Below are 13,091 nucleotides of genomic sequence, written 5' to 3'. Positions count from 1 at the left end.
TTTCTCACTAATCCCACGATTAGTCACTCACCACTTCTTCACAGCGTGCGCAAAGGCCGCTTTCAAGTAATGGCTCATAGCGACGACAACGTGGACACATTGTGAACTCCGTCGCACTAGCTTGTGCGGCAAGCTCAGATCCTTGTTGAACCTTTAGATCAGCTAAGATGAAAAACTCAGTGGCAAATTCACGATCATTCAGTTCATCGAGTGCAGCAAAGTCAGAAGGAACATCCACTACAACAGCAGCTTCATTGTTCTTATTAAATGCTTTCGACTGCACCTTCTCCTCAATCGCTGTTTGAATCACGCTTCGAGCCTCAAGCAGAGCCGCCACTTTAGTGGACACTTCTGAACTTTCCCATTCAGCTTTCACCTCTGGGAAATCTTGCTCGTGAACCGAACCTGCGAACCCTGCATGCTCCCACGCTTCATCAGCCGTGTACGCAATGATAGGTGCGAGCAACTTCGAGAGTGCAGTAAACACTTCATGCATCACTGTCTGAGTAGAACGACGTCGGAGACTCTCTTTAGAATCGCAGTACATACGGTCTTTTGTCACATCAATATAGATGGCAGAAAGGTCGGCTGCACAGAATTGGTTGATTTGGTTGAACACCTTGCGGAACTCAAAGGCCTCATACGCTGAGCGACATTCTTTAATCACTACATTCAAACGCTCTAAAACCCATTGATCTAACAATGGCATGTCAGCCTTAGCTACGGCATCAGTTTCAGCATTAAACCCGTCCATATTGCCGAGAAGAATTCGAAGCGTGTTCCGAAGTCGACGGTAGGGTTCAGCTATTTGCTTAAACAGATCTTCACCGAAGGGGACTTCGGTTTGCCAGTCGACACTAGAAACCCAGAGTCGCACGATATCTGCACCATACTTATTGTAATAATAAGCAGCATCGATTGGCTTACCACTTTTCTCTGCCTCAGACTTGGAAAGTTTAGTAGACTCGCCATTAGTTTTACCAGCTTTCTTCGCTTTTAGCTTATCTTGATCCACCACGAAACCGTGTGTCATAACTGATTTATAAGGAGCTGCATTGCGTACTCCGACAGAAAGCATCAAGGAAGACTGGAACCAACCGCGGTGTTGATCCGTAGCTTCGAGATAAAGATCAGCCGGGCCTTCAAGCTCAGGGCGACGGTCGACCACTGCGACAGAAGAGGAACCGGAATCAATCCAGACATCAAGCGTGTCACGACATTTTTTGTATCCAGCCGGAAGCCCAAGGCGCTCACAGATTTCTTCATCCGAGAGCTCGAACCAGATATTTGAGCCTTCTTCTTCGATTAACTCTGCAATCTTATCTGCAGTTTCGGCATCAATCACAGCCTTTCCTTCGGCGTCAAAGAACACTGGAACTGGTACTCCCCATGTTCGCTGGCGAGAAACACACCAATCTGGGCGAGCCTCCACAGTGCCATGAATACGGTTACGTCCCCATTTCGGGAGCCAGTTCACCTTGTCAATCTCTTCGAGTGCCTGCTCACGAAGCCCTTCGAGCGAAATAAAGAATTGCTCTACAGCGCGGAAAATAATCGGCGTCTTTGAACGCCAGCAATGTGGATAACTATGCGCAATCGTCTCCTTACCAAGTAAAAAGCCCTTGCCTGCAAGAATTTTGATAATTGGCACATTACAATCAAACACATGCTCACCTACCATTTCAGGAAGACCACACTCATCAGTGTACTTACCTTCATCATCAACAGGAGAAAGCACACCAAGACCATTTTGCTGGCCAGCAGAGTAATCGTCAGCACCGTGACCAGGAGCGATATGCACAGCACCTGTACCAGCCTCAGTCGTAACAAAATTCGCATTAATCAGCTTAGAAGTACGCTCGAGGAATGGATGCTGCGCTTCGAGCCCTTCGAATGCATCACCTTTCACTTCTTGATATGTCTCTTTAAGAGAGAAACCAGTTTTCGACTCGAATGTCTCAATAAGCTCCTTAGCAACAACTAATCGCTTAGTGATAAGCTCATCCGGCTGACCCTTGACTTGCTTCACCTTTTCGAAACGACCAACCACATATCCGAAGAGAGGATGAGTCGCGATAGCAAGGTTCGCGGGTAGAGTCCATGGTGTCGTAGTCCAGATCACCATCGAGGTACCAGCACCAAACTTGTCGGAAAGAAGAGGGAATTCAACGTAGAGCGAAATCGACTTTTTATCCATGTACTCCACTTCTGCTTCGGCTAGTGCTGTCTGAGCACCATATGACCACTGCACTGGCTTCTTGGATTGGTACACATTTCCTCGCTTAATCAGAGCTGAAAATGTCCGAACGATGTCAGCTTCATAAGCTGCGTCCATTGTAAGATATGGATTACCCCAATCACCAAACACGCCCAATCGGCGAAAAGAAGATTTCTGCGTCTCGATCCATCCACTAGCAAAATCTACACAGCGACGACGAATCTCAGCAGGCTCAAGACCTTGCGCATTCTGAACGACCTTAAACTCGATCGGTAGACCGTGACAGTCCCAGCCAGGAATGTATGGAGTTTCAAAACCAGCCATAGTCTTCGACTTCAGCACGAGGTCCTTCAACACCTTATTGAGAGCCGTACCCATATGGACATCACCGTTTGCAAACGGCGGGCCATCATGCAAAATATAGCGAGGAGCTTTTTGATCGATACGGCGCTTCTGAATTCGCTTATAAAGATCGTTAGATTCCCATTGATCGAGTCGCTGAGGTTCACGCTTCACCAAATCCCCACGCATTGGGAATGTAGTTTGCGGCAGGCTCAAGCTGTCTTTGTAGTTTTGGGCGTCCTTGCTCATAAAATTAAATAAATTCGGCGGAAGCTAGACAGCATTACGCTGAGGGTCAATCGCACATTGCTCCAAAGTGAACATGCCTCACCCCTAGAAAGAAAAAGGAGAAAGCCTCTCCGGCTTCCCCCTTTTCAAGGATTTCTCTATATAGCTTACTTAGGAACGGGTGATTTTCCTAATGAATGCTTCATCGCACGCTCTGTTGCAGTCATTTCCTTTTTAGTATTCGCTGGTTTATAAGTGGTATTAATAGACTCAGAAGCTGGAGGAGCCCCTCCCCCAGAAAGTATTGCTGACGGCAGTTTATCGGTAACAACCTTTTCGTCGCCTGAAATCTTCACGCGCGAGATACCTTGAGGAAGCTCATTCTTAGATACTCTCACCATCATCTCTTCGACAGCCTGAGCCTTCTGACCAGGCATCACCCCTTCCTTCATTACAAATTCCTTATCGTCTGAAATCTTGCCAGTATATTTTTCAAAAAGAGCATCAAGCTCCTCATCGCTCTGCGCTCCAGCTACTGATTTGAGCTCCTTACCATTTAAGAAAAATTTCAACTCAGGCGTTTGAGTAATCTCATATTCCTCCACTGCCACTTTTGCAGTCTCTCCCGGCTCACCTACATTGAGCTTCATCACAGCAGACTTCCCACCATATTTTTTTGCCATTTTATTGAGGCTCGGAGACATCTCAGCACAGCGTGGACAGCTCGCACTATAAAAGTCTAACACCACCAGCACATTGGGCTCTGCCAACCACATCTTAGCTTCTGAGATAGTCGCCGAATGAACCCGCTGGATCCCTTCTCGGCGCTCATTAGGAACACCACCACCTGTGATGTCACTGACCAAGCTTTGAACTCGGTCACAAGAAACTAGACTAAGCGCACAAGCTAAGCCGATACATTGGAGAGAGTGTTTTTTCCACATAACTTTTAGAGCATAAAGTATACTACCGACAAACACAACCTCATTGAGGCCATATACGATGCAAACCAGCCATCAAAGCACTTCCATTTCGACTAATCATCAAGAATAAATTAAGCTGAAAACCCCTCAATGACTATTAAGTAAAGAAATGACAAGGGGACTTAGTAACCCCTTCCAATCAATCTACTCTTTTTCAGATTTAACGGGCGTCAATTTCCCTGAAGCTAGCACACTCCTTAAATCACCCGTAACATCTTTCGCTTCGGTTGGCACTATGACCCGAGTCATCCCTTTCGGTAGCTCATTTCTGGAAACACGCTGCATCATATCTTCGACAGTACGACCGGACATATTTCCCGGCATCTCACCTTCACGCATGACGTATTCGCCATCGACCTTCGCTGTATATCGAGCAAAGACCGCATCGATTTCCTCCCGGGATTGAGATCCACGCATACTCTTCACCTCTTTACCATTGAGGAAAAACTTTAGGGTCGGAGTCTGAGTTACTTTATATTCTTCGTTCGCCATTTGAGCCACTGGACCAGACTTACCAACATTAAGCTTCATCACAGCAGCTTTGTCGCCATACTGATCGGCTAATGCAGCTAGATCTGGAGCCATAGCCAAACAAGGCGGACATTGCTCACTGTAGAAATCTAAAACCACCAACACATTAGGTTCAGCCAACCACTGATTCACATCATCTACTGATGCTTTATGTGGTTTGGCTATCCCTTCACGTCGCTCTTTAGGCTCAAAAACAGAGTCAACGCCGACTAGCTCGGTCACCTGGCCCACCACGCCTTCCAGCTTATCGCAAGACGGGAGCATAACGAGACTTGCGCCTCCCAATAGAACTAAAATAGATTTTTTAAGCATTTAAGGAAGAAAGCTAGAATATTCCTCACCCCTCTAGAAAGAGTAAACTTACTAAAGAGGTAAACAGTTGAATGGAATTTACTTCGCTGAAGAAAGCTTAAACTTGCTAATTTTCTTCACTACACGGTGAATATCCGACTCAATCTCTATAAGTTTCGCCTTAGAAAGCTCGACCTTCGTCGCGAGTGAATCTTCTACCTGAGCATATCGCTCTGTAAGGATTGCTGAAAAATCTTCGAGAATCGCCTCAGCCTTTTGACTAAGAGCGCACGAGCCCTCAACCTTATCAAGACCTTCCTTCACTCGCTTTTGCTCGAGTAAACGCTGAGCTTCACGCATTTCAGCTAAAAGAATCTTTTCCTGCGGCACACGGCGGAGATTGCTAGCTAAGCCAAGCTTGGAAAGCGTCCAGATCATCCACTTTGTGGGATCAAACTGCCAAGGTTTCACACCATTGCGGTAGTCATGCTGAAACGCGTGGTGATAGTTGTGATAGCCTTCTCCACAGGTGAAAATCGCCATAACAGCAGAGTCTCGCGCTGTATTCCCTGAGTTATAGGGACGTGTACCAATGGTGTGACAAAGAGAGTTAATAAAGAAGGTACAGTGCATTACGATCACGATACGAAGGAAGCCTGTAAGAATTAAGCAACCAATAGCGCCCTGTGCTCCGAAAAAGTAATAGCCCACCAACGGCGGAATAATCAAACCGACAACTAAACCAATTAGGTGAGTCCATTTATCCTGCCACATGACAAGTTTATCCCTCTTAAGGTCACCTACATTGTTCTGGAGTGGCATCGGGTCGAGCTTGAAAAGCAACCAACCGACGTGAGCATAGAAGAATCCTCTAGTAATATCATAAGGATCACCATCGTGATCTACATGCTTGTGGTGATGGCGATGATCTGACGCCCAGCTAAGGCAAGAATTCTCAAAAGAGGCAGCACCAAAAACCAGAGTCGCAAGCTTCACTGGCCATTTAGCCTTAAACGATAGATGCGAAAAGAGCCTGTGATAGCCGAGTGTGATACTCATGATAGTAGCCACACAGAAGAATAAACATAGGCCTAACTGAAACACTAGCTCATTAGAAGTGAGATCATAAGTCAAGAAGTACCAAGGAGTACCAATAAGGGCGACGAGCGTTGTAAAGATAAGGAAAAGGCTAGTTTTCCAGTTTACACGGTGGAATGGGAAGTTGTTAAACATAATTTTATAACTGTATTGTCCTCTGCTGCTTGGGAAGCCACGCTCCGCAAACGAGAGGCGCCTCACGTAACCCCAGATCCCACAAATAGCCAACAAAATCCCTCAGACACTGGACTGTTTCACAAAATATGCACAGTAACTGCCTTAATTTGCACGCTTTCTAGCTTCGTGAAATATCTGTAACAAGCTCAAGCAAACCGAACAAACTCACTCCACTTAAGCACCCCACAGCTTATTCTCTAGCGCAATACCAGCCGCCTTTGCCTCCGCCTGCTTCTTATTCCGCCCTTTACCACTAGCTAGCACCCTCTTATTCCAATGAACCTCCACGACAAACTCCTTATCATGGTCAGGACCATCCTCACTAATCACCTGATAAATTGGACTTTCCGGCAAAATAGCCTGCAAAGTTTCCTGTAAACGGCCTTTCGGATTCTTTTCCTCGGGCTTTTTAGAAATTTTCTCCACTTCATCCTGAGCCACCTTCAAAACCACTTCCTTAGCGGCATCGAACCCCCCATCGAGAAACACAGCCCCCAAGAGCGCCTCAAACGCATCCGCTAATGTAGACGCCCTTTCACGCCCCCCACTAGCCTCTTCACCACGCCCCAATAAGACAAACTCACCCAGATTAATCTCACCGGAAAGATTATGCAGAGCATCCTTAGAAACCAAGCGAGCTCGCATTTTAGTAAGGTCACCTTCGGTGAACCCTGGGAAAATCTCATAGAGATGGTGAGTCAGAGCAAGCTGTAAAACTGCATCTCCAAGAAATTCGAGCCGCTGATTATCAAAATGAGGACGTTGCGTCTCATAAGCCAATGACGGATGCGTCAAAGCTTCAGCTAACAAAAGTGAGTTGCGGAATTTATATCCTAACAGTGCTTCGAGTGAATCCATTCTATCTTTTTTCCAATTAGAGAAACTTCATTGAGCGCAATTTACTCAACTCAAGCAAGTGAAAACCTAGCACAACATAACAAAAAAAGACGCTATCAAGCGTCTTCAATGCACAAAAAACAAAATGGGGTGACTGACGGGACTTGAACCCGCGACAACCGGAATCACAATCCGGGGCTCTACCACTGAGCTACAGCCACCATTTTGGTTTTGTTGGTGCGGGCGAGAAAGTACGCATAGCGAGGACTTTGGCAAGATCTTTTTTGTCACTTTTTTAATTCTCCAGCTACTCCACTATTCCAGCGATTCCAACACCGGCTTTCTATTCACTAAGAATAAACAAACTAGGGGGTAAACACTCGAAACAAGTAACGAAACCACCATCACACCTCGAAACCCTCCAACCCCTATCACCTCGAACTCTGGATTCGCATCAAGAAAGCCTTCGAAAAAAGCACTAGCTAAAACACACCAGATGTACGCGCTAAAGCCTTTAGCTAACAGACTCACTACAGAATAGGCGTTTGTCGCAGACCTTCCCCATCTCTTATACTTTAAAAGCGCAACACCTGCTGCGATCAACAACAGGCTTACCACTAAATCCAAATAACCTGCGACCTGGATGGGAAAATCCACCACACTTAGCTCCCCAGCAAGATCAGGAGGAAAGCTTAGCCCCTCTACTTCAATTGCCGAAAATTGAGCACTAAGCTCCTCTGACATTTTCTTATTTTGAAACACTCCTATTCCCGTAGATAGAATAGCTAATCCACCAAAGCATAAATGGAGCACCCCGAGCACCCGTGGAACCTTCGAGCGCGTCGCGGGCAAAGCTGGCGGCTGCACCCCTTCACTCTCAATCTGATACGCTGACATTCCCTGCTCTGACATAGTAAGAGGCTAGCCTCAGCACTCCATGCGTCAAGCTCCCTCGCGAGGCGAAATCTTCTATTTTTCACACTTTCATTATAGTTGCATACAATTAGTGTCAGCCGCATGAGCGAGGAGATCAAAAATACTAGACTTTTACTAGAGGCTGTAGAGGCACGCGACTCAGAAAACTTCCTCGAATCAGCAAACGTCACACACTACGCCGACCTCGCTGAAATTTATGTAGGACTAAATGGCGAGGAACGCGATTTCTTCACCACCCATATTGATATGGAGAGTCTCGCAGAAGTGATCCCGGAACTCCCTGACACATTAGTCGAAGAGACTATGGAGCGCCTCGACACCGAAGAGCAACGAGAGATCCTCGACCAAATTTCAGATGATGATCGAGTCGATATCCTCCAAGATGTCTCGGACGATACCCGTGAGCGTCTACTAGAACTCGTCGAGCCTGACGACATCGAAATTACCAAGACCCTACTCAAGTACGATGAGAGTACAGCCGGTGGTCGAATGACGACTCATTTCGCCAGCATCTTTGGCGAAATGACAGTTCAAGAGGCTCTCGAAAGCCTCCGTAAAGAAAGTGACGAAACAGAGTCATTCGCTCGTGTGTATGTCGTCGACTCTAAGGATAAACTCTGCGGATACGTTCGCTTCCGCGACCTTGCCTTCAACTCTAGGGATACGATAATCTCCGACTTCATGCGTCCTGTGAAGCGCTATATTCTTGCCTCGGCTGATCAAGAGGAAGCGGTACAGCTGGTTTCCAAATACGATCTCTTTGTCCTCCCCGTGGTAGATGAACAACATCGAATCCTCGGTATTATAACCCACGATGACGTCGTTGAAATTCTGGAAGAGGAATCTACCGAAGATATGGAAAAAATGGCGGGTTTTTCAGGGGAAGGTTCAGAAGAAACTTACCTTAACACTCCTACCATGACTCACTTCCGCCGTCGCTTCCCTTGGCTCTTCGGCCTTGCTATCCTAGCAATAGCCTCAGGCATCGTGATGATGAAATTTGAAGGCGTCCTGAACTCACTCTTCATTCTCTCGCTCTTTCTACCAATGATTGTCTCAGCTGGCGGAAATACAGGTGGCCAAGCCTCTACCATGGTGATCCGCGCCATGGCTCTGGGCGAGCTTGACCAAGACTCAATTATGCGTGTGGCGTGGAAGGAGCTACGACTAGGCCTAATGCTTGGCGCTCTACTCGGAATCGGAATGGCATTAGTCACGATGATCTTTGTTCCCATGTTTTATCACGATATGCCTGCCGAAGTCAGTTTCATAAAATTCGGTATCACCGTAGCCGTGGCAATGGCCATTCAAATCACCTCATCTACCTTAGTCGGTTCCCTGCTACCACTCGGAGCACGCGCAGCCAAAATTGACCCAGCGATCGTCGCGGCCCCAGCCATCACCACCATTGTCGATGTCTCAGGCATGGTAATCTACTTCTTCGTTGCAAAAGCTATTCTTGGACTCTAAGTCCCCTGTAACAGGCCAAAGTTAGCGAAGCGACTAACTTACCTCCACATTTCCAACTTCATACTTTTCCCATGTCCAGACCCGACGCAACTGCAGAACTTACCGCAGCCCTTAAAGAACGTATACTCATACTCGACGGAGCTATGGGTACCACTATTCGTGGCTATGGGCTCACCGAACAAGATGCCCGAGGAGAACGCTTTAAGGACATTGAAAAAGATATTCTCAATAATGGTGACATTCTCAGCCTCACCCGCCCAGATGTCATTCATGATATTCACTTACGTTTTCTCAATGCAGGCTCGGACATCATCGAGACAAATTCATTCTCTGGCACCTCCATCGCCCAGTCCGAGTTTTTTGTAGATGACCCACGTGAATCTGGAGAAGGCCGTAAAGACCCTGAGTTCTACCAAAAAGTTATCGATGACCCATTCCTCAAAGAACTGGCATGGGAAATAAATGTCGAATCAGCCAAGCTCGCTCGCAAGGCCTGTGACGAAGTCTACGAAAAAACAGGAATCAAGCGTTATGTGGCCGGCGCAATAGGCCCAATGACCGTTGGCCTGAATAACTCCGCCGTCGACCCAGACGATCCAGGCTTCCGGGTCGTCACATTTGATCAAGTCTATGAGGACTACAAACGTCAAGTACTCGCGCTCATCGAGGGCGGTGTCGACATCCTCATGGTTGAAACTATTTTCGATGCTCTCAATTCCAAATGTGCCCTCGTAGCCATTCAGGATGTTTATGAAGAACTCGGCATCAATCTCCCCATCATCATCTCCGCAGCTGTGGGCCGTGGTGGTGAAACCATGATTTCAGCACTTAAAATTGAAGCTCTTTGGAATGCCTGCGCGCACATCAAACCCTTGGCCATCGGCCTAAATTGCTCGCTCGGCCCAGACGAAATGCGCGAATTCATTGGAGAACTCAGTAAGTGCTCTGAAACCTTCATTTCTTGTTACCCAAATGCCGGCATGCCGGACGCTCTATCTGAGACAGGCTTCCCCTTCTTGCCTATCGACATGTACAAGCGCCTAAATGATTTCGCAGAGTCAGGCTACATCAACCTCGCGGGTGGCTGCTGCGGAAACACACCCGAGCATATCGCTGAAATTGCACGTGCAGTAAAAGGCGTTAAACCACGTAAAATCCCCACGAGAGAGCCACTCCTACGTCTTTCAGGCACAGAAGCCTACAATCATACCAAGGATAAAAACTTCCTCATGATCGGCGAGCGCACCAATGTCGCGGGCTCACCAAAGTTCCGTAAACTCATCCAAGAAGGAAAGCTCGAAGAAGCACTCGCTGTCGCCCGGCAACAAGTAGACAATGGAGCTCCAGTCATAGATATTTGCTTTGACGACGGCCTCATTGATGGCGTCGACATGATGACCCGTTTCCTCAACCTTGTACAGTCAGAGCCGGATATCACTAAAGTCCCAATCACTGTGGATTCCTCGAAATGGGAGATCATTCAAGCTGGTCTAAAATGCCTCCAAGGCAAAGGAATCGTTAATTCCATTTCACTCAAAGAAGGCGAAGAAGTCTTCAAGCAACATGCCCGCACTATCATGAAGTTCGGCGCCGCTGCCGTAGTCATGGCATTTGATGAAAATGGCCAAGCCGCCACCTACAAAGAAAAAATCCGTATCTGTGAGCGAGCCTACAAGGTACTCGTCGATGACGTAGGATTTAATCCACAGGACATTATTTTTGACCCTAACATCCTGACTGTTGCTACGGGAATAGAAGAACACAATAATTATGCGGTCGACTTCTTCAATGCCACCAAGTGGATCAAAGACAATCTCCCAGGAGCTAAAGTCTCAGGCGGAGTATCGAACATTTCATTCTCATTCCGCGGTAATAATCCAGTCCGCGAAGCGATGCACGCTGCCTTCCTCTATCACGCGGGAAAAGCCGGTATGGACATGGGCATCGTCAACGCGGGAATGTTAGAAGTTTACGATGAAGTAGAACCAAAAATGCTCAAGCATGTCGAAGATGTTCTCCTCAACTCCGACCCAGACGCTACCGAGCGTTTACTCGACTTCGCGGAACAATTCAAAGGTATCAAAAAAGAAGCGCAACAAGCTGACCTCACATGGCGTGAGACAACCGTAGAGAAACGTCTCGAACACGCCCTTCTTAGAGGAATAGACACATTCATCACTGAAGACACTATTGAAGCTTTAGAAAAATACACTGTCCCGCTCAAGGTAATCGAAGGACCTCTTATGGACGGCATGTCCGTTGTGGGTGACCTCTTCGGTGCCGGGAAAATGTTCCTTCCGCAGGTGGTGAAATCCGCCCGGGTCATGAAAAAATCAGTCGCTTACCTCGAGCCTTTCATGGAAGCGGACAAAGCCGAGAAACTTGCCGGACGTATACAGGAACTCATCGCCGAAGACCCATCACTTTCTGTTGATCAAGCGCAGATCAAAGCTGAAAAAGAAGCCACTGCTGGACGAGTAGTTATGGCCACGGTCAAAGGCGATGTTCATGATATCGGCAAAAATATCGTTGGAGTTGTCCTCGCTTGTAATGGTTTCGAAGTCATCGATATGGGAGTCATGGTGCCATGCGACAAAATTCTCGATACAGCGCTTAAGAAAGGCTGCGATGTTATCGGACTTTCGGGACTCATCACACCATCGCTCGATGAGATGATCCACGTAGCAAAAGAAATGGAACGTCGGGGCATAAAGCTTCCCGTTCTCGTTGGTGGAGCTACTACGTCCGCCGCTCACACGGCCGTAAAAATCGCACCGCACTACTCAGGCCCCATCGTCCACGTGCTCGACGCCTCACGCTCAGTCCCAGTAACCACCACACTTCTCTCAGATGAGCACCGTGATAAATTTGTCGCTGAAAACGAAATTCGACACCAAAAGCTGCGTGAGAACTTCAATAAGAAATCAAAACCCACTATCGAGCTCGCAAAAGCACGTGAAAACATGCCACAGTTCGATTGGACTGGCTACCAACCTGCACAACCAGAATTTACCGGCACACGCGTCATGGACAATCAGTCGCTTCGCGAGCTCGCAGAATACATCGACTGGACACCATTTTTTCACGCTTGGGAACTCCGCGGCGTTTGGGATCGAGAAACTAAGGTCCTAAAAACTAAAAACGAAGAAGGCGCCAAACAAGCTCAAGAAATCTACGTCGATGCCCTCGAAATTCTCGAAGACATCATCGAAAACAAGAGATTCACCGCTCGCGGTGTCTACGGTTTCTTCCCCGCTAACTCAAACGGAGACGACATTGACGTCTGGACCGACGAGTTACGCTCAGAAAAGGCAGCGACTTTCCACACTCTCCGTCAGCAGATCGAAAAAACTTCCGACAAGCCACACTTCGCACTCAGCGATTATGTGGCACCAGAAGGAAAAGATTTCGTAGGCGGCTTTGTCGTAGGTATCCATGGAGCTGATGAATGGTCTAAAAAGGTAGAAACTGACGAGCATGACCCATATAAAGGGATCATGATCAAAGCTATCGCTGACCGTCTCGCCGAAGCTTTCGCTGAGCTCCTCCACCACCGTGCACGTGTAGCATGGGGTTACGAACGACCAAACGAGTTCAACCATAATGAACTTATCAAGGAAATTTACCGAGGAATCCGCCCCGCTCCGGGCTACCCATCTCAGCCGGATCACACTGAGAAGCCAACCCTCTTTAACCTTCTCGGAGCTGAAGGGAAAACCGGCGTTGAGCTCACCGAGTCCTGCGCCATGCACCCCGGTGCAGCGGTTTCGGGTCTACTCTTCTCTCATCCTGAGTCGCATTACTTTGCCATCAGCGAATTGCAAGAAGACCAAATCAAAGACTATTCAGAGCGCAAAGGGTGGAGCCAAGAAAAAGCGGAACGATGGCTCGGCCCATGGCTCGGCTACAACGCATAAATCGATTATTTCACTCAATATCATCACCGCAAAAGCGAGGGCTCACGGCTCTCGCTTTTTTCG

At 47.6% G+C, this 13,091-nt stretch carries 8 protein-coding genes and 1 tRNA gene; 2 read left to right on the top strand and 7 right to left on the bottom strand.

From position 1 onward, the window contains the following. Positions 1-19: 19 nt before the first annotated feature. From ileS to ACSHX2_RS00490, 7 genes are all read right to left on the bottom strand, one after another. Entirely contained in the window at positions 20-2,809 is a 2,790-nt protein-coding gene (ileS, locus tag ACSHX2_RS00520; protein ID WP_435689527.1) for an isoleucine--tRNA ligase, read from the bottom strand. A gap of 146 nt (positions 2,810-2,955) precedes the next feature. After that, on the bottom strand, positions 2,956-3,732 hold the full coding sequence (locus ACSHX2_RS00515) for a thioredoxin family protein (RefSeq protein ID WP_435689525.1): 777 nt from the start codon (positions 3,730-3,732) through the stop codon (positions 2,956-2,958). A gap of 183 nt (positions 3,733-3,915) precedes the next feature. Beyond that, a complete protein-coding gene (locus ACSHX2_RS00510; RefSeq protein ID WP_435689523.1) occupies positions 3,916-4,614 on the bottom strand; it encodes a thioredoxin family protein in 699 nt (232 codons plus the stop codon). A gap of 78 nt (positions 4,615-4,692) precedes the next feature. Beyond that, the gene (locus tag ACSHX2_RS00505) at positions 4,693-5,826 is read right to left on the bottom strand and encodes an acyl-CoA desaturase (protein ID WP_435689521.1); all 1,134 of its coding nucleotides are present in this window, start codon (positions 5,824-5,826) and stop codon (positions 4,693-4,695) included. A gap of 216 nt (positions 5,827-6,042) precedes the next feature. Continuing rightward, positions 6,043-6,726 carry a ribonuclease III gene (rnc, locus tag ACSHX2_RS00500; RefSeq protein ID WP_435689519.1) on the bottom strand — a complete coding sequence of 228 codons (684 nt, stop codon included), beginning with the start codon at positions 6,724-6,726 and terminating at the stop codon, positions 6,043-6,045. 125 nt (positions 6,727-6,851) lie between these two features. After that, a tRNA-His gene (locus tag ACSHX2_RS00495) sits at positions 6,852-6,926 on the bottom strand. Between the two features lie 94 nt (positions 6,927-7,020). Continuing rightward, positions 7,021-7,617, bottom strand: coding sequence for a hypothetical protein (locus tag ACSHX2_RS00490; RefSeq protein WP_435689517.1), 597 nt, complete (start codon positions 7,615-7,617; stop codon positions 7,021-7,023). 105 nt (positions 7,618-7,722) lie between these two features. Here ACSHX2_RS00490 and mgtE point away from each other — a divergent pair, with 105 nt between their 5' ends. Further along, the gene (gene mgtE, locus ACSHX2_RS00485) at positions 7,723-9,111 is read left to right on the top strand and encodes a magnesium transporter (protein ID WP_435689515.1); all 1,389 of its coding nucleotides are present in this window, start codon (positions 7,723-7,725) and stop codon (positions 9,109-9,111) included. 71 nt (positions 9,112-9,182) lie between these two features. Then, positions 9,183-13,028, top strand: coding sequence for a methionine synthase (gene metH, locus ACSHX2_RS00480; protein ID WP_435689513.1), 3,846 nt, complete (start codon positions 9,183-9,185; stop codon positions 13,026-13,028). Positions 13,029-13,091 lie beyond the last annotated feature (63 nt).

Source organism: Rubritalea sp. (assembly GCF_051252225.1).
Lineage (GTDB): Bacteria > Verrucomicrobiota > Verrucomicrobiia > Verrucomicrobiales > Akkermansiaceae > Rubritalea.
The sequence above is the reverse complement of the archived record's forward strand: the minus strand, read 5'-3'. Positions and strand labels throughout refer to the sequence as shown.